The sequence below is a fragment of the Nocardia sp. NPDC060259 genome, assembly GCF_042728775.1.
Lineage (GTDB): Bacteria > Actinomycetota > Actinomycetes > Mycobacteriales > Mycobacteriaceae > Nocardia.
Map to the genome: position 1 here is coordinate 67,044 of NZ_JBHXAY010000013.1, position 17,514 is coordinate 84,557.

General features: G+C 68.1%; 15 protein-coding genes. All 15 read right to left on the minus strand.

The features are described 5' to 3' along the window. Position 1: 1 nt before the first annotated feature. A complete protein-coding gene (gene nuoN, locus ACFWF2_RS08315) occupies positions 2-1,624 on the minus strand; it encodes an NADH-quinone oxidoreductase subunit NuoN (RefSeq protein ID WP_379305930.1) in 1,623 nt (540 codons plus the stop codon). Beyond that, the gene (locus tag ACFWF2_RS08320) at positions 1,621-3,243 is read right to left on the minus strand and encodes an NADH-quinone oxidoreductase subunit M (RefSeq protein WP_379305932.1); all 1,623 of its coding nucleotides are present in this window, start codon (positions 3,241-3,243) and stop codon (positions 1,621-1,623) included. Before ACFWF2_RS08320 ends, nuoN begins: the two co-directional genes overlap by 4 nt. After that, entirely contained in the window at positions 3,240-5,126 is a 1,887-nt protein-coding gene (gene nuoL / locus ACFWF2_RS08325; protein WP_379305934.1) for an NADH-quinone oxidoreductase subunit L, read from the minus strand. The genes ACFWF2_RS08320 and nuoL overlap by 4 nt, the downstream gene beginning before the upstream one ends. Before the next feature lies 1 nt (position 5,127). Then, complete coding sequence (gene nuoK / locus ACFWF2_RS08330; protein ID WP_189028720.1) at positions 5,128-5,427, minus strand: NADH-quinone oxidoreductase subunit NuoK; 300 nt, start codon at positions 5,425-5,427, stop codon at positions 5,128-5,130. After that, complete coding sequence (locus ACFWF2_RS08335) at positions 5,424-6,245, minus strand: NADH-quinone oxidoreductase subunit J (RefSeq protein WP_379305937.1); 822 nt, start codon at positions 6,243-6,245, stop codon at positions 5,424-5,426. The genes nuoK and ACFWF2_RS08335 overlap by 4 nt, the downstream gene beginning before the upstream one ends. Then, the gene (nuoH, locus tag ACFWF2_RS08340) at positions 6,242-8,026 is read right to left on the minus strand and encodes an NADH-quinone oxidoreductase subunit NuoH (RefSeq protein WP_379305939.1); all 1,785 of its coding nucleotides are present in this window, start codon (positions 8,024-8,026) and stop codon (positions 6,242-6,244) included. The genes ACFWF2_RS08335 and nuoH overlap by 4 nt, the downstream gene beginning before the upstream one ends. Then, positions 8,019-10,478 carry an NADH-quinone oxidoreductase subunit G gene (locus ACFWF2_RS08345; RefSeq protein WP_379305941.1) on the minus strand — a complete coding sequence of 820 codons (2,460 nt, stop codon included), beginning with the start codon at positions 10,476-10,478 and terminating at the stop codon, positions 8,019-8,021. The genes nuoH and ACFWF2_RS08345 overlap by 8 nt, the downstream gene beginning before the upstream one ends. Then, positions 10,475-11,797 (minus strand): NADH-quinone oxidoreductase subunit NuoF, encoded by a 1,323-nt coding sequence (nuoF, locus tag ACFWF2_RS08350; protein ID WP_379305943.1) that lies wholly within the window; start codon positions 11,795-11,797, stop codon positions 10,475-10,477. The genes ACFWF2_RS08345 and nuoF overlap by 4 nt, the downstream gene beginning before the upstream one ends. A 1-nt stretch (position 11,798) precedes the next feature. After that, entirely contained in the window at positions 11,799-12,500 is a 702-nt protein-coding gene (gene nuoE, locus ACFWF2_RS08355) for an NADH-quinone oxidoreductase subunit NuoE (protein ID WP_379305945.1), read from the minus strand. Beyond that, complete coding sequence (gene nuoD, locus ACFWF2_RS08360; protein ID WP_379305947.1) at positions 12,497-13,810, minus strand: NADH dehydrogenase (quinone) subunit D; 1,314 nt, start codon at positions 13,808-13,810, stop codon at positions 12,497-12,499. The genes nuoE and nuoD overlap by 4 nt, the downstream gene beginning before the upstream one ends. Further along, on the minus strand, positions 13,810-14,565 hold the full coding sequence (locus ACFWF2_RS08365; protein WP_379305949.1) for an NADH-quinone oxidoreductase subunit C: 756 nt from the start codon (positions 14,563-14,565) through the stop codon (positions 13,810-13,812). Before ACFWF2_RS08365 ends, nuoD begins: the two co-directional genes overlap by 1 nt. Continuing rightward, positions 14,562-15,116: a NuoB/complex I 20 kDa subunit family protein gene (locus tag ACFWF2_RS08370; protein WP_379305951.1), complete on the minus strand. Its 555-nt coding sequence runs from the start codon at positions 15,114-15,116 to the stop codon at positions 14,562-14,564. The genes ACFWF2_RS08365 and ACFWF2_RS08370 overlap by 4 nt, the downstream gene beginning before the upstream one ends. Before the next feature lie 10 nt (positions 15,117-15,126). Continuing rightward, positions 15,127-15,507 (minus strand): NADH-quinone oxidoreductase subunit A, encoded by a 381-nt coding sequence (locus ACFWF2_RS08375; RefSeq protein ID WP_189028737.1) that lies wholly within the window; start codon positions 15,505-15,507, stop codon positions 15,127-15,129. 370 nt (positions 15,508-15,877) lie between these two features. Further along, complete coding sequence (locus tag ACFWF2_RS08380; protein WP_379305953.1) at positions 15,878-16,279, minus strand: hypothetical protein; 402 nt, start codon at positions 16,277-16,279, stop codon at positions 15,878-15,880. A gap of 99 nt (positions 16,280-16,378) precedes the next feature. Next, complete coding sequence (locus ACFWF2_RS08385) at positions 16,379-17,473, minus strand: hypothetical protein (RefSeq protein WP_379305955.1); 1,095 nt, start codon at positions 17,471-17,473, stop codon at positions 16,379-16,381. Positions 17,474-17,514: the final 41 nt, after the last annotated feature.

The following is a 17,514-nucleotide window of genomic DNA, read 5'->3' on the forward strand; positions in this document are numbered from 1 at the left end:
GTCAGCGGATGAGCGTGGCGGACTCTTCGGCCAGGTCGAGCAGCGGCTGCGGGAAGACACCCAACAGCAGCGTGGCGCCCGCGCTGAACGCGACCACCAGGGTCGTCGCGAACGGTGCGGTCACGGTGGGGGCGTCGGCGGGGGGATCGGTGAAGAACATCAGGACGATCACCCGGATATAGAAGAACGCCGCGATCGCGCTGCACACCACGCCGACGATGACCAGCGAGGTGTAGCCCGCCCCCGAGGCCGCCGCGAACACCGCGAACTTGCTGACGAAACCGCTCGTCAGCGGCAAGCCGGCGAACGAGAGCAGCAGCAGCGCGAAAACCGAAGCCAACCAGGGGGACCGGCGGCCCATACCCGCCCACTGCGACAGCGCGGTCGCTTCGTCACCGGAGGAGTCGCGCACCAGGGTCACGACCGCGAAGGCGCCGACCGTGCCGAGACCGTAGGCCAGCAGGTAGAACAGGATCGCCGCGACACCCGCGCTGTCGGCGGCGACGAGGCCGACGAGCAAGAAGCCCGCGTGCGCGATCGAGGAATACGCGAGCATCCGCTTCACATCGGTCTGCGTGATCGCCATGACCGCGCCGACGGCCATCGTCGCCACCGCCACCGCCGCGAGCACCGGCCGCCAATCGTCGCGCAGCGCCTCGGCCGCCACCATCAGCACCCGCAGGGTCGCACCGACCGCGGCAATTTTAGTGGCGGCGGCCATGAACGCGGTGATCGGCGTCGGCGCACCTTGATAGACGTCGGGCACCCAGGCCTGGAACGGGACCGCGCCGATCTTGAACAGCAACCCCACAGCGAGCATCGCGATACCGAGCAGCGCCAGCGTCGTGTTCTCGGGCTGGGTGTCCAGTGCCGCACCGATGCCGGGCAGCGAGACGGTGCCGGTCTGCCCGTACAGCAGGGCGACGCCGTAGAGGAAGAACGCGGACGAGAACGCGCCGAGCAGGAAGTACTTGAGCGCCGCTTCCTGCGACAGCAACCGCCTGCGCCGGGCCAGCCCGCACAGCAGATACAGCGGCAGCGACAGCACTTCGAGCGCGACGAACATCGTCAGCAGATCGTTCGAGGCGGGGAACAACAGCAGGCCGCCGAGCGCGAGCATGGTCAGCGGGAACACCTCGGTGGTGGACACTCCGGCCCGCACAGCTGCCAGCTCGTGCGCGCTGCCGGGCACCGCCGATGCCTGCGGGGTGAACGCGTCGACACCTCGTTCGAGGACGGCAGCTGCCCGGCTCCAGGTGCCCGGCCCGCTGCGGGCCCGCGGCACCGCGGCCCGCTCGGCGATCAACAGCAGGCCGAGCAGCGCGACCACCAGGATCGTGCCCTGCAGGAACAGGGTCACGCCGTCGACCGCGACGGCACCCACCACGGCGGTGCCCTCGGTTCCCGCGAGCAGGATGACGGCAACCAATGCGCCGAGCACACCGGCCAATCCGAGAACCACGTGCGTGAGATAGCGGGAAGGCCGTGGCACGAACGCCTCGACCAGCACACCGACCACGCCGACCGCGAACACGATCAGCATCGGTGCGAGCAGGTGGTATTCGATGCTCGGCGCGGGCAGGGTGGCCGCGAGCTCGTTGATGGTCACGGAGTCCGTCCTCATTTGTGTCCGCCTGCGGGCGGGGCGGCCGCACCTGCTTCGGGAGCGGGGACCGTCGGAGCGGGATCGTGCTTGCCGATCGTCGAGAGGGTGTGTCCCACCGCGGGATCCACCAGGTCCAGGACCGGTTTGGGATAGAAGCCGAGCGCCAGCAGGGCGACAAGCAGCGGCACCACGACGGCGAGTTCGCGTGGCACCAGGTCACGCAGGTGCTCGTTGCCCTGCTTCACCGGACCCGTCATCATCCGCTGGTACATCCACAGCACGTAGATCGCGGCCAGCACCAGCGCACCGGTCGCGACGACCGCCGCCACCTTGTACTTGGCGAAGGTTCCGATGAGGACCAGGAATTCGCTGACGAACGGTGCGAGACCCGGCAGCGACAGGGTGGCAAGGCCGGCGATCAAGAAGGTGCCCGCCAGCACCGGCGCGACCTTCTGCACACCGCCGAACTCGGCGATCATCCTGGTACCGCGCCGCGACACGAGGAATCCGGCGATGAGGAACAGCGCGGCCGTGGACAGTCCGTGGTTGACCATGTAGAGCGCCGCCCCGGACTGCGCCTGGGTCGTCATCGCGAAGATACCGAGGATGATGAACCCGAAATGCGAGATCGAGGTGTAGGCGATCAGGCGCATCACATCGGTCTGCCCGATCGCGAGCAGCGCGCCGTAGACGATGCCGATCACCGCGAGGGTGATCACCAACGGCGCGAACGTGTCCGAGGCGAGCGGGAACAGCAGCAGGCAATACCGGAGCATGCCGAACGTGCCGACCTTGTCGACCACGGCCATCATCAGCACCGCGCTCGACGGGGTGGCCGAGACGGCGGCATCAGGCAGCCAGGTGTGCAGCGGCCACAGCGGTGCCTTCACCGCGAACGCGAACATGAACCCGAGGAACAGCGCGTTCACCACCGCGGTGCTGCCACCGAGTTGACCGTTGTTGGCCGCGGCGACCACGGTCCGCAGATCGAAGGTGCCCGCCGAGCCGTCGCCGAGCCCTGCCTGCGCGGTCAGCACATACAGCCCGACGACCGCGGCGAGCATGATCAGTCCGCCGAACAGGTTGTACAGCAGGAACTTCACCGCGGCTCGCGAGCGTTGCGCGCGGATGGCGGCATCGCTGGTGCGTGCTCCGAAGCCGCCGATGAGGAAGTACATCGGGATGAGCATCGCCTCGAAGAAGATGTAGAACAGCAGGATGTCGAGGGCGAGGAAGGAGATCAGCACCATCGACTCGACCAGCAGCATCAGTGCCATGTAGATGTGGGCAGACCTGCGCCCGCCGCCTGCCGCGGTGTCGTCGTGCCAGCCTGCCAGGATCAGCAACGGCATCAGCACCGCTGTCAGCAGCACGAGGACGGTGGCGATGCCGTCGAGGCCGAGGGTGTAGCCGACGCCGAACGCCGGAATCCATTCGTGCGATTCGACGAACTGGTACTGGTCGCCGCCGGGCTGGAACCGGACCGTCACCGTGACGGCGACCGCGAGCACACCGATCGACACCGCGAAAGCCAGTGCGCGGGCCACATTCCGGTGCGCGGCGGGCACGGCGAGCACCACCGCGGCGCCGATCGCGGGGGCGAGCCAGAGTGTCGTCAGCCAGGGAAACGAGTTCACCAGAACCTCACCGCCAGCAGGGCAGCGGCCACCAGGGCCGCGCCGGTGAACATGGACAGGGCGTAGGAACGCACGAAACCGGTCTGTATCCGCCGGATTCGCGCGGACAGTCCGCCGATCCCGGCGGCTGTGCCGTTGACGATGCCGTCGACACCGCGCGCGTCGAGGAACACCAGCGCGCGGGTGAGATGGCGACCGGGACGCTCGAACGCCGCCTCGTTGACCGCGTCGCCGTAGAGATCCTTGCGCGCGGCCGTCGTGAACACCGTGACCTTCTCGGGAGCGATCTCCGGGACCGGGCTCTCGGCGTACTTGCGGTAGGCGACCGCGACACCGACGGCGACGGCGGTCAACGCCAGCGCGGTGACCACGCCCGCGGGCACGACGGGTTCCGCGTGATGCGAGCCGACGACCGGTTCGAGCCAGTGCTGCAGCGAGGAACCCCAGACGAACATTCCGCCTGCGAAGACGGAACCGAACGCGAGCAGGATCATCGGGCCGGTCATCACCGCGGGCGCTTCGTGCGGGTGGGTGTCAGGCTTCCAGCGGCGCTCGCCGAAGAACGTCATCAGCATGACGCGTGTCATGTAGAACGCGGTGAGCGCGGCGCCGACGAGGGTGACCGTGCCGAGCAGAATGCCGGTCGCGCCACCGTAGTCGAACGCGACCTCGATGATCTTGTCCTTGGAGAAGAACCCGGAGAACGGCGGCACCCCGATGATGGCCAGGTAGCCCAGACCGAAGGTGACGTAGGTGATCGGCAGCAGCGTGCGCAGCCCGCCGTAGCGCCGCATGTCGGTCTCGTCGTTCATCGCGTGCATCACCGAACCGGCGCCGAGGAACAGGCCCGCCTTGAAGAAGCCGTGGGTGAGCAGGTGCATGATCGCGAACGCGTAGCCGGCCGGGCCGAGACCGACCGCCAGGATCATGTACCCGATCTGGCTCATCGTCGAGGCTGCCAGTGCCTTCTTGATGTCGTCCTTGGCGCAGCCGACGATCGCACCGAACAGCAGCGTCACCGCGCCGACGGCGATGACCGCCGTGCGCGCGTCGGGCGCGAGGTTGTAGATCGGGTTGGAGCGGGCGATGAGGTACACACCCGCGGTGACCATGGTGGCCGCGTGGATGAGCGCCGAGACCGGTGTCGGGCCTTCCATGGCGTCACCGAGCCAGGACTGCAGCGGGACCTGCGCGGACTTGCCGCAGGCGGCCAGCAACAGCAGCAACCCGATCGCGGTGAGCGTGCCCTCGCTCGCACCGGGCGTCGCCGCGAAGACGGTGCGGAAATCGAACGAGCCGAACACCGCGAACATCGTCATCATGGCGATCGCCAGGCCCATGTCACCGACCCGGTTCACCACGAATGCCTTCTTGGCTGCCGTTGCGGCCGAGGGCTTTTCGTACCAGAACCCGATCAGCAGGTAGGACGCCAGACCGACACCTTCCCAGCCGAGGTAGAGCACCAGGTAGTTGTCGGCCAGGACCAGCACGAGCATGGCGGCCAGGAACAGGTTGAGGTAGCCGAAGAACCGGCGCTGGCCCGGATCGTCGCTCATGTAGCCGATCGAATAGAGGTGGATCAGCGATCCGACGCCGGTGATGAGCAGGGCGAAGCAGATCGAGAGCTGATCGAGTTGCAGCCCGAACCCGACCTGGAGGTCACCGACGGGCACCCACTCGAACAGTTCCTGGTGGATCGCTCGCTCGGCATCGGCGCGACCCAGCATGTCGACGAAGGCGACGGCGGCCACCACGAAGGAGGCCAGCGCGGCGGCGGTGCCGAGGTAGGCGCCCCAGCGGTCGGCGAAGCGCCCGAGCACGAGCAGCACGACGGCCCCCGCGAGCGGAAGGGCGGGCAGCAGCCACAACGTTGCGGTGCCCATGTCAGAACTTCAGCAGGTTGGCGTCGTCGACCGAGGTCGACCGGCGGGCACGGAAGATCGTCATGATGATGGCAAGGCCGACGACCACTTCGGCGGCCGCGACGACCATGGTGAAGAACGCGATCACCTGGCCGTCGAGGTTGCTGTGCAGGCGGGCGAAAGTGACGAACGCCAGGTTCACCGCGTTGAGCATCAGCTCGATGCACATGAACACCACGATGGCGTTGCGGCGCAACAGCACTCCCGCGGCGCCGATGGTGAACAGCAGCGCAGACAGGAACAGGTAGTTCTGGGGGTTCACCGGGTGCCTTCCTCGTCGGCCGTCGGGGTGACGTCGCTGCCCGTACCGACCGAGAGCGCGGCGGCCTCGGTGTGGGCGCGGGTGCGGCGGTGACGCAGGATCGTGCTCACCGACAATTCGGCGAAGGTGCCGTCGGGGAGCTGAGCGGGGCTGTCGACGGCGTTGTGCCTGGCGTAGACGCCCGGGGTGGGTTGCGGGGTGACGCGTTCGCCCGCGGTGCGGAACCGGTCGCGTGACATCTCGCGCTGACCGCGCCGCGGCGTGAAATGGTCACGGTGCGCGAGCACCATCGCGCCGATGGTCGCGGTGATCAGCAGCGCGCCGGTGAGTTCGAACGCCCACACGTAGCGCAGGAAGATCAGTTCGGCCAGTTCGGCGATGACGTCGCGGCCGCCGAATCCACGTCCGGGGTAGCTGGTTGCGCTGTCGCGCAGCGCCGCGCCGATGCCGCCGATGAGCAGCAGCCCGAATCCGAGACCGACGATCGCGGCGGCGATCCGCTGCCCGCGCAACGTTTCCCGCAGTGATTCGGCCGAGTCGACGCCGACGAGCATCAGCACGAACAGGAACAGCATCATCACCGCGCCGGTGTAGACCACGATCTGCACGACGCCGAGGAACAGTGCGCCCTGGGCGATGTAGAACACGGCGAGCGCGATCATGGTGGCGGCCAGGCAGATCGCCGAGTGCACGGCCTTGGCGGCGGTCACCATGCCGAGGGCACCGAGCACGGCGATCGGGGCGAGCACCCAGAACAGCACCGCCTCACCGGTGGAGGTGGACGCGATCTCGGCGGCCAGTACGGGTGCGGTGGTCATCGCAGCACCTCTTCCGACGGGGTGGGGCTGACCCGGCCCAGGTAGTAGTCGGCTTCGTCGGTGCCGGGCGCCATCGCGTGCGGCGGAGCGGTCATGCCGTCGCGCAGCGGGGCGAGGAGGCGGTCCTTCTCGTAGATCAGGTCGGCGCGGTTGTCGTCGGTGAGCTCGTACTCGTTGGTCATCGTGAGCGCCCGGGTGGGACACGCTTCGATGCACAGGCCGCAGCCGATGCAGCGCAGATAGTTGATCTGGTAGACGCGGCCGTACCGTTCACCGGGGGAATAGCGTTCGTCCTCGGTGTTGTCGGCGCCTTCGACGAAGATGGCGTCGGCGGGGCAGGCCCACGCGCACAGTTCGCAGCCGATGCATTTCTCGAGGCCGTCGTCGTACCGGTTGAGCTGGTGACGGCCGTGATAGCGCGGCGCGGTCGGCACCTTCTGCTCGGGGTAGGACTCGGTGTTGGGCTTCTTGAACATCGTGGCCGCGGTGACCGCGAAACCGGCGAGCGGTTCGAACAGGCCGATCTCGGGCTGTTCGCCGGCCGGGCGCGGCGGCATCGGCGGGACCGGGAAGCCGAGGAACACCGGGGATTTCGCGGGTTCCTCCGGCAGCGGTGGCAGGCCTTCGGCCCGGCCGGCGCGCAGGAACATCGCGATCATCGCCGCGGTGATGAGGATGCCGACGGTCACCAGGATCGCGGTCTGGCCGGGAATGCCCTCGATGTCGAGGACCCGCGCGGTGGCCACGATCATCACCCACACCAGCGAGGTCGGGATGAGCAGCTTCCAGCCGAGGTTCATGAACTGGTCGTAGCGCAGGCGGGGCAGGGTGCCGCGCAGCCAGACGAACACGAACAGGAACGTCCACACCTTGGCGGTGAACCACAGCAGCGGCCACCAGCCGGAGTTGGCGCCCTCCCACAGGCTGATCGGGAACGGCGCCCGCCAGCCGCCGAGGAACAGGGTGGTCGCCAGCGCGGACACCGTGGCCATGTTGACGTATTCGGCGAGCATGAACATCGCGAACTTGAGCGAGGAGTACTCGGTGTGGAAGCCACCGACCAGTTCGCCTTCGGCTTCGGGCAGGTCGAACGGTGCCCGGTTGGTCTCGCCGACCATCGCCACGCAGTAGATCAGGAACGAGGGCAGCAGCAGGAAGACGTACCAGGTGCCTTCCTGGGCGGTCACGATCCCGGAGGTCGCCATGGTCCCGGACAGCAGGAACACGGTGGCGAAGGTGAGTGCCATCGCGATCTCGTAGGAGATCACCTGCGCGGTGGATCGTAGACCGCCCAGCAGCGGGTAGGTCGAACCCGACGACCAGCCGGCCAGCACGATGCCGTACACGCCGATGGAAGTGATGGCGAGGATGTAGAGGACGCCGACGGGCATGTCGGTCAGTTGCAGCGGGGTGCGCTGGCCCAGGATCGACACCTCGGGACCGAACGGGATGACCGCGAACGCCATGAACGCCGGGATCACCGAGATGATCGGGGCGAGCACGAAGATCGGTTTGTCCACGATCGCCGGGATGATGTCTTCCTTGAGCGCCATCTTCACGCCGTCGGCGATGGACTGGAACATGCCCTTCGGCCCGACCCGGTTGGGGCCGAGGCGCATCTGCATCCTGGCGACGACTTTGCGTTCGGCGTACACCGCGATGAGCGGCACCAGCATCAGGTACACGAACACACCGAGTGCCTTGAGGACCACCAGCCAGAGCGGGTCGGTGCCGAAGACAGGTGCCGAATCGGCCGCGAGGTGCAGCACGGGATCACTCATGACGGTGTTCCTTCATCCTGTCGTCGGCGCGGCGCAGGCGCACCAGGGCGCCGGGCGTCACGCCGAGGGTGGCGGCGACCGTCGACCCGGGCGAGTGCAGCGGCAGCCACACCACCCGGTCGGGCAGGTCCGTGATCATCAGCGGCAGCGTGATCTCGCCGCGGTCGGTGTAGACGATGACGTGATCGGCGTCGGCGGCTTCGATCTCGGCGGCGGTCGCGGCGGACAGTCGCACCACCGGCGGCCGGGCGATGCCGGCGAGGTTGGGTTCGCCGTCCTGCATGCGGCCCGCGTCGAGCAGCATCCGCCAGCCGACAAGTACTGCGGTGCCAGGACCCGTTACGGGTGGGGTCTGGCTGGTCGATTCCGGCGCGGAGATCGGCGCACCGGTCCACGCGCCGAGGGCGTCGAGTTCGGTGCGGGCGGAGGCCGGGTCCGGCAGGTTGATCGGCGTCCCTATTTCGGCGGCGAGGGAGTGCAGGACCCGCAGGTCCGACAGCGGTGCGGCGACTCGGCGGGTGGTGTCCAGTGGTGCGGCGCTGAACGGGCGTGGCCTGCCCTCCCAAGTGCGGAAGGTGCCGGACTTCTCCATCACGGACGCGACCGGGAAGACGACGTCGGCGCGTTCGGTGACAGCGCTGTGGCGCAGTTCCAGGCTGACGACGAAGCGGGCGTCGTCGATGGCGGCCAGTGCCGCGGCCGGGTCCGGCAGGTCGACCGGATCGACGCCGCCGATGATCAGCGCGCCGAGTTGTGCGGCGCTCGCCAGGATGCCCGCGGTGTCGCGGCCGAGGGTGACGGGCAGTTCCTCGGCCTGCCAACGGTGCCGAACCTGTTGACGTGCAGCGGGATCGACAACCGGCCTGCCGCCGGGCAGCAGCCCGGGCAGCACGCCCGCTTCCAGTGCACCGCGCTCACCCGCACGACGCGGCACCCACGCGAGTCCGGCACCGGTGGTGTCGGCCAGCCGGACCACCGCCGACAGCGCGCCGGGGCTGCCCGCGAGTCGCTCGCCGGCCATGATGACCGCTCCCGGCGTGCGCAGCAGCGCCATCAGTTCGGCTGCGTCCGCTGATGTTTCGGCACCGATGGCGTCGAGGACACCGGCTTCGCCGCACGGCGGAGTCTGGATGAGCGCACCCGACATGCGTTCGAGCCCACGTGAAGCGAACGGCGCCAGCGACACCACGCGCGTGCCGCTAGTCCGGGCGGCCTTGCGCAGCCGCAGGTAGACGATGGGCGATTCCTCTTCCGGCTCGAAACCCACCAGCAGCACGACGGGGGCAGTGGAGAGCGCCGTGTAGTCGACCTGGACGCCGCGTCCGGCGATGCGGGCCGCGAGGAATCGTTCCTCTTCCTCGGAGTGCATCCGGCTGCGGAAGTCGATGTCGTTGGTGGCGAGCACCATGCGCGCGAACTTGCTGTAGGCGTAGGCCTCTTCTTCGGTGACCCGGCCGCCGACGAGCACACCCGCGTTGCCGATCGCGGCCCGCAGTCCGGTCGCGGCGGCCGCGAGTGCCTCTGGCCAGGAGGCCGGTGCGAGCACGCCGTCCCAGCCGCGCACCAGCGGCGTGGTGAGACGGTCGCGCTCGGTGGCGTAGGTGAAGGCCCAGCGGCCCTTGTCGCAGTTCCACTCCTCGTTGACCTGCGGGTCGTCACCGGCCAAGCGGCGCAGGACCTTTCCGCGCCGGTGATCGGTGCGCTGGGCACAGCCGGAGGCGCAGTGCTCGCAGACACTCGGGGTGGACACCAGGTCGAACGGGCGCGCCCGGAATCGGTAGGAGGTGCCGGTGAGCGCGCCCACCGGACAGATCTGCACCGTATTACCGGAGAAATAGGAGTCCAGCGGTTCGGCCTGGGCGATGCCGACCTGTTGCAGCGCACCGCGATCCATCAGCTCGATGAACGGGTCGCCTGCGACCTGCTGGGAGAACCGGGTGCACCGCGCGCACAGCACGCACCGTTCCCGGTCGAGCAGCACCGCCGAGGACAGCGGGATCGGTTTCGGGTAGGTGCGCTTTTCGCCTTCGAACCGCGAGTCGGCGCTGCCGGTCGACATCGCCTGGTTCTGCAGCGGGCATTCCCCGCCCTTGTCGCAGACCGGGCAGTCCAGCGGATGATTGATCAGCAGCAGCTCCATCACCCCACGCTGGGCCTTCTCGGCGACCGGTGAGCTGAGCTGGGTGCGCACGATCATCCCGTCGGTGACCGGAATCGTGCAGGAGGCGACCGGCTTTCGCTGTCCTTCCACCTCGACGATGCACTGCCTGCAGGCACCGACCGGATCGAGCAGGGGATGGTCGCAGAAGCGGGGGATCTGCACGCCGATCAGTTCGGCGGCGCGGATCACCAGGGTGCCGACGGGCACCTGGATGGTGGTGTCGTCGATGGTGACGCTCACCAGGTCGGCGGGAACCACCTCGCTGCTGTTCCCTGGCGCGATCGCTGTCATCGGTTCCCTTCCCCTGAGGCCCACACCGTGGCGCGTGCCGGATCGAACGGGCACCCGCCGCGGCGCTGATGCTCGACGTACTCGTCGCGGAAGTACTTCAGCGAGGAGAAGATCGGGCTGGCCGCGCCGTCACCGAGCGCGCAGAACGACTTGCCGTTGATGTTGTCGGCGATGTCGGCGAGTTTGTCGAGGTCGGCCTCGGTGCCCTGGCCCGCTTCGAGTCTGCGCAGCAGTTGCACGAGCCAGTAGGTGCCCTCGCGGCACGGTGTGCACTTGCCGCAGGATTCGTGGGCGTAGAACTCCGTCCAGCGCAGGACCGCGCGCACGACACAGGTCGTGTCGTCGAAGATCTGCAAGGCCTTGGTGCCCAGCATGGATCCGGCGGCGGCGACACCTTCGTAGTCGAGAGCCACATCGAGGTGGTAGGCGGTGAACAGCGGCGTCGACGAACCACCCGGCGTCCAGAACTTGAGCGTGTGTCCCGCGCGGACGCCACCGGCGTAGGCGAGCAGTTCGCGCAGGGTGATGCCCAGCGGCGCCTCGTACTGGCCGGGTCGCGCGACGTGCCCTGACAGCGAGTACAACGTGAACCCGGGCGATTTCTCGCTGCCCATCGACCGGAACCACTCGGTGCCCTTGCGCAGGATCGCCGGGACGCTGGCAATGGATTCCACATTGTTGACGACCGTCGGGCATGCGTAGAGCCCGGCGACAGCGGGAAACGGCGGCCGCAACCTGGGCTGGCCGCGCCTGCCTTCGAGCGAATCGAGCAGCGCGGTCTCCTCGCCGCAGATGTAGGCGCCCGCACCCGCGTGCACGATCAGTTCCAGGTCGAACCCGGAGCCCAGGATGTTGCGGCCGAGGTAGCCCGCCTCGTAGGCGTCGGCGACGGCGGCCTGCAGCCTGCGCAGCACCGGCACCACTTCGCCGCGCACATAGATGAACGCGGTGGCCGCGCGGATCGCGTAGGCGGCGATCACCACACCTTCGATCAGGGTGTGCGGGGTGGCCAGCATCAGCGGAATGTCTTTGCAGGTGCCAGGTTCGGATTCGTCGGCGTTGACGACGAGGTAGTGCGGTTTCGTCGTGCCGTCGGGGCCTGGACCCTGCGGGATGAACGACCACTTCATACCGGTCGGGAAGCCCGCGCCGCCGCGACCGCGCAAACCGGCGTCCTTCACCGTCTGGATCACGTCGTCGGGCGCCATCCGCAGGGCGGCGCGCAGGCCCTCGTAGCCGCCGGTGGCGCGGTAGCTGTCGATGGTCCAGGACTGTGGGCGGTCCCAGTGCTCGCTGAGAACGGGGGTGAGTGTGGTCATCTCAGGCCCCCTGTCCGGCGGAATCATCTTCTGCCACACCGTTTTCCGCGACGTGCAACCCGGCCAGGGTGGCCTCGCCCGGAGCTCCGTCGAGTGCGCCGGGGCGTTCGTCCGGGAAGCCGGCGAGGATGCGCGCGGTCTCGCGGAAGGTGCACAGGGGCGCGCCCCGAGTCGGGCGTACCTGATGGCCCGCTCGCAGGGCATCGGTGATCGCCCGCGCCGATTCCGGGGTCTGGTTGTCGAAGAATTCCCAGTTCACCATCATTACCGGCGCGTAGTCGCAGGCGGCATTGCACTCGATGTGCTCGAGGGTGATGGCGCCGTCGGCGGTGGTCTCGCCGTGTCCGACGCCCAGATGTTGTTGCAGCGCTTCATAGATCGCGTCGCCGCCGAGGACCGCGCAGAGGGTGTTGGTGCAGACGCCGACGTGGTAGTCGCCGGTCGGGGTGCGCCGGTACATCGAGTAGAAGGTGGCGACGGCGGTTACCTCGGCGCCGGTGAGGCCGAGTTGATCCGCGCAGAAGTCGATCCCGGTGCCGGTGACATAACCGTCCTCGGCCTGCACCAGGTGCAGCAGCGGCAGCAGCGCCGAGCGGGGGTGCGGGTAGCGGGCGATGATCTCCTTGGCGTCGACTTCGAGTCGCTGCCGCACATGCGGCTGGTACGGCTCCGGCCTGCTGGTGAGCTTGAGCTCTATCTTCATCGGTCCACTCCGCCCATGACGGGGTCGATGCTGGCGACCGAGGCGATGACGTCGGCGACCATGCCGCCCTCGCACATCGCGGCCACCGCCTGCAGATTGGTGAACGAGGGATCGCGGTAGTGCACCCGGTACGGCCGGGTGCTGCCGTCGCTGACCATGTGCACGCCCAGCTCACCGCGCGGTGACTCCACCGCCGTATACACCTGTCCCGCGGGCACACGCATGCCCTCGGTGACGAGCTTGAAGTGATGGATCAGCGATTCCATCGAGGTGCCCATGATCTTGCCGATGTATTTCGGTGAGTTGCCCAGTCCGTCGGGGCCGAGCTTCAGGTCGGCGGGCCAGGCGATCTTCTTGTCGTCGACCATGACCGGACCGGGCCGCAGCCGGTCGAGACACTGCTCGACGATCTTGAGCGATTCGGTCATCTCGGCGACCCGGATCAGGTAGCGGCCGTAGCAGTCGCAGCCGGTGGTCGTCGGGATGTCGAATTCGTAGTTCTCGTAACCGCAGTAGGGCGCCGACTTGCGCAGATCGTGGGGCAGGCCGGTGGCACGCAGGACCGGGCCGGTGATGCCGAGCGCCATGCAGCCGGTGAGGTCGAGGTAGCCGATGTCCTGGGTGCGCTTCTTCCAGATCGGGTTGGCGCTGAGCAGATGCTCCATGTCGCGCAGCCGGCCCGGCATGATCTCGAGGAGTTCGCGGACTTTGGTGACGCCGTCGTCGGGCAGGTCCTGGGCGAGTCCGCCGGGACGGATGAACGCGTGGTTCATCCGCAGGCCGGTGATGGTCTCGAACACGTCGAGGATGAGTTCGCGTTCCCGGAAACCGAACAGCATCGGGGTGAGCGCGCCCAGTTCCATGCCGCCGGTCGCCAGCGCGACCAGATGCGAGGAGATCCGGTTGAGCTCCATCAGCATGACGCGCACGACGGTGGCCCGTTCGGGGATCTGCTCGGTGATGTCGAGCAGCTTCTCCACGCCCAGGCAGTAGGCGGTTTCGTTGAAGAAGGGGGACAGGTAGTCCATCCGGGTCACGAAGGTGACGCCCTGGATCCAGGGGCGGAATTCCAGGTTCTTCTCGATGCCGGTGTGCAGGTAGCCGATGCCGCAGCGGGCTTCGGTGACGGTCTCGCCTTCGATCTCGAGGATCAGGCGCAGCACGCCGTGCGTCGACGGGTGCTGCGGGCCCATGTTGACGACGATGCGTTCTTCGCCCCCACCCTCGAGCACCTCGCTGACCTGGTCCCAGTCCTGGCCTGCGACGGTGACTATCTGTGGTTCGTCGCGGCGGAAATCGGTGTCGGTCATCAGCTGTAGGTCCTCCGCTCGTCGGGCGGCGGTATCCGCGCGCCCTTGTACTCCACCGGGATCCCGCCGAGCGGGTAGTCCTTGCGCTGCGGATGGCCGCGCCAGTCGTCGGGCATGGTGATGCGGGTCAGCGAGGGATGCCCGTCGAAGAGGATGCCGAAGAAGTCGTAGGTCTCGCGTTCGTGCCAGTCGGTGGTCGGATACACCGCGAACAGCGAGGGAATGTGCGGATCGGCATCGGGGGCCGACACTTCCAGCCGCACCCGCCGGTTGTGCGTGATCGACATCAGGTGATAGACCGCGTGCAGTTCGCGGCCTTCGTCGTCGGGATAGTGGACGCCGTTGACGCCGAGGCACAGTTCGAAGCGCAGCGAGGTGTCGTCGCGCAGCGCGCTCGCGACGGCGACCAGATGCTCGCGCCGCACGTGCAGGGTGATCTCGTCGCGGAAGACGACGATCTTCTCGATCACGGTGTCGAAGGCGATCACCCGGTTGGTCAGCGCGGCGCGCAGGGTGCCGACGAACGCGTCGAACCAGCCACCATAGGGCGGTGGGGTGCCCGCGGGCAGGGCGACGGGGGTGACCAGGCCGCCGTATCCGGAGGTGTCCCCGGTACCGGTGACGCCGAACATGCCGCGTCGGGTGCCGATCACCTCGTCCTCGGGTGGCGCCGGCGGCGGGGGCGCGGTGGAGGCTTCCTCCGGAATGTCCTGTCCCGCATTGCTGTCGGTGTTGTCGGGAGCGTCGAACGTCATCGCAGCAGGCCCTCCATCCGGATGGTCGGCGTGCTGGCCAGCGCGGCCTGTTCGGCGGCGCGGATCGCTTCCTCGCGGTTGACGCCCATCGGTGTCTCGGCGATCTTGGCGTGCAGCGCGAGGATCGCGTTGAGCAGCATCTCCGGGCGGGGCGGGCAGCCGGGCAGGTAGATGTCGACCGGGACGACGTGGTCGACACCCTGCACGATCGCGTAGTTGTTGAACATGCCGCCCGAGGACGCGCAGACGCCCATGGCCAGTACCCATTTGGGTTCGGTCATCTGGTCGTAGACCTGGCGCAGCACCGGTGCCATCTTCTGGCTGACCCGCCCCGCGACGATCATCAGATCGGCCTGGCGGGGGGAGGCGCGGAACGCCTCCATGCCGAAGCGGGCGATGTCGAATCGCCCTGCGCCGGTGGCCATCATCTCGATCGCGCAGCAGGCCAACCCGAACGTCGCGGGCCAGACCGAGCCCTTACGCAGGTAGCCGGCGAAATCCTCGACGGTGCTCAGCAGGAACCCGCTGGGCAGTTTCTCTTCGAGACCCATTATTTCCCACTCATTCCCAGCTCAGGCCGCCGCGCCGCCACTCGTAGGCGTAGGCGACCGACACATTGACGATGAACAACGCCATCGCGGCGAGCCCGAAGAGCCCGAGCGCATCGAAATGCACGGCCCACGGGTAGAGGAACACGATCTCGATGTCGAAGATGATGAACAACATCGCGGTGAGGTAGTACTTCACCGGAAAGCGCTGTCCCGTGGCGTTTCCCGGGCCGCCCGCGATGGCGTGCGGTGTCGGCTCGATGCCGCATTCGTAGGGTTCCAGCTTGGCCCTGTTGTAGCGCTTCGGGCCGATCAGCGCCGCCATGATGACGGAGAACACCGCGAACGCGGCAGCGATGGCGCCGAGTACGAGCGCGGGCACCTCGATATTCACGACTGCTTTCCCCTCCTCGCTGGAGCAGGTCGAGCCGTGTGGCCCGGCCGCGGACGGCAGCTTTGGCGAGACGGGGCCGACAACGTTGTCCGCCGATACGGGGCTCGCGCAAGGCTGTGCAGCGATGGCGGAGCGTTATACAGGAGCCCGCGCTCGTGTGAGCTAGAGCACAGACTACCGCCGTTTCGGTGGTCCGCCGCGCGTTTCCGGGGCGGGGTTTGATCGATTTCGGTACCGCGATTCATGAGCGATCCGGGGGTAATCCCGGATACGCGCACGACGAACAACCACTGGTGTTACCAGTGGTGATGGACAGAACAGTGCGACTCGGACTATCCGAGGGATCGGGACGATGCCCGATTGCCGCCGATCAGCGGGCGAGCAGGATGCCGGTCACCGCGCGGGTCAGCTGCATGGGGTCGATCGGGTGCGACACCGCCGCCTCGGCGCGCGACCAGTTCGCCAGCCAGGCGTCGTCGGGCCTGCCGGTCAGCACGACCACCGGCGGGCACTCCTCGATCTCGTCCTTGAGTTGCTTGGCGATACCGAGGCCACCCGCGGGCGCGGATTCCCCGTCGAGGATCGCCAGATCGATCCCGCCCGCATCCATCTGCTCGATGACCACCGGCGCGGTGGCGACCTCGAAGAAGTCGAGCTCCGGTAGATCGGCACGCGGCTTACGGCCCAGCGCCAGGATCACCTGTTGCCTGGTGTCGGCATCGTTGCTGTAGACCAGTACTCGCAGCGGGGTGGAACCATTCGATTCGGCCACGCACGGATCGTACGTCCGCGCGGGCCTGCCGCGTGGCAGGTTCGCCGGATCAGCCGGTTGGCCTGCGGGGCAAGGTAGTCCACCGCAGGCTCCCACGGGTTACCAGTCGCCGTCCTGGACTTTCTTGTCGCCCAGGGGGATCACCGGAAGTGGCTGTTCGATGGGCGGATTCGGGTGTTCGTCGGCGAGCCAGTCGCCGGTGGGTTTCACCTCCGCGAGTTCGGTCGATGGCGGGAGGTCGTCGGCGTCGGCGGCGTAGTAGTCGAACCAGGGCAGGTTGTGCTGGGCGTAGGCCTGGGCGGTGATCGGAGTAGGCGGTGCCGGTTCGCCGGTGATCTGCTGCCATTCGGCGGCGGAAGCGAGATGGACGAAGACACGCCCGTCGGCGTCGGGGTGGTAGTCCTCGATCGGGCGCTTGTCGGCGAAGATTTCCTGGCGCATGGTTCCGCCCGCGCCGAGACCCATCTTCCTGGCGGCGGGGCGAGCTCCTCGTGCACGCGGCGAGCCGGTGGGCGCGGCGCCGGGAGCCGGGGCACTGCCGGGAGCGGAGTAGGCGACCGGGGCGACGTAGTGCGGTGCGGCCGGCGCTGCGCCGTAGACCATCTCCTCGGCGAGCCACGGTGCGGTGGGTGCGGCGGGCATGCGTTGCCGCCTGGCGCGTTCGGCGGCGTTCCAGGTCTCCAGTGCGGCATCGGTGAGCCCGTGGACGGCGAGCTGCACACCACCCCATTGCTCGGTGCCCGTCACCTGGCCCTCGACGGTCGCACCGAGTCCGAGCGGCACCGCGACGAACTGGCGGACCGTGCCGTCACCGGAGTTGATGCCGTCCATCCACGGCTGTTGGGGTAGCGCGAGGTAGTTCTGCGGATCCTTGCCGAGGGTGTCGCTCCAGGGCTTGCCCGACACCGCGCAGACCTTGCCGACACCGACCTTCAGCGCGGCGGGGGTGGTGGCGGAGAATCGCAGCCACATGGCTTCACGCTGGTAGACCGGCAGCATCACGCCGCCGCGCTTGCGCCATTCGGCGGGCACGGTGTCGGGGTAGTCGGCGACCCGGCGCAGCGGGAACGTACCGAGACCGGGCGGCAGTGGATAGGTGCCCGTCTCGGGCAGTCGCAGGGTGCGGATGAAGGTCACCCGCACGCCGCCCGGCAGTTCCAGCGCGTCCCCGGACAGTTTCACTTCGGTCGACATATCCCACCCCTTCGTTCGATTGCGTACAGACGATGAATCAG

Coding starts and splice junctions, on each gene's coding strand:
- nuoL (WP_379305934.1), bottom strand. CDS start 5,126: ATGGGCACCGCAACGTTGTGGCTGCTGCCCGCCCTTCCGCTCGCGGGG.
- nuoE (WP_379305945.1), bottom strand. CDS start 12,500: ATGAAGATAGAGCTCAAGCTCACCAGCAGGCCGGAGCCGTACCAGCCG.
- nuoD (WP_379305947.1), bottom strand. CDS start 13,810: ATGACCGACACCGATTTCCGCCGCGACGAACCACAGATAGTCACCGTC.
- nuoN (WP_379305930.1), bottom strand. CDS start 1,624: ATGAGGACGGACTCCGTGACCATCAACGAGCTCGCGGCCACCCTGCCC.
- ACFWF2_RS08385 (WP_379305955.1), bottom strand. CDS start 17,473: ATGTCGACCGAAGTGAAACTGTCCGGGGACGCGCTGGAACTGCCGGGC.
- nuoH (WP_379305939.1), bottom strand. CDS start 8,026: ATGAGTGATCCCGTGCTGCACCTCGCGGCCGATTCGGCACCTGTCTTC.
- ACFWF2_RS08335 (WP_379305937.1), bottom strand. CDS start 6,245: ATGACCACCGCACCCGTACTGGCCGCCGAGATCGCGTCCACCTCCACC.
- ACFWF2_RS08370 (WP_379305951.1), bottom strand. CDS start 15,116: ATGGGTCTCGAAGAGAAACTGCCCAGCGGGTTCCTGCTGAGCACCGTC.
- nuoF (WP_379305943.1), bottom strand. CDS start 11,797: ATGACCACACTCACCCCCGTTCTCAGCGAGCACTGGGACCGCCCACAG.
- ACFWF2_RS08345 (WP_379305941.1), bottom strand. CDS start 10,478: ATGACAGCGATCGCGCCAGGGAACAGCAGCGAGGTGGTTCCCGCCGAC.
- ACFWF2_RS08365 (WP_379305949.1), bottom strand. CDS start 14,565: ATGACGTTCGACGCTCCCGACAACACCGACAGCAATGCGGGACAGGAC.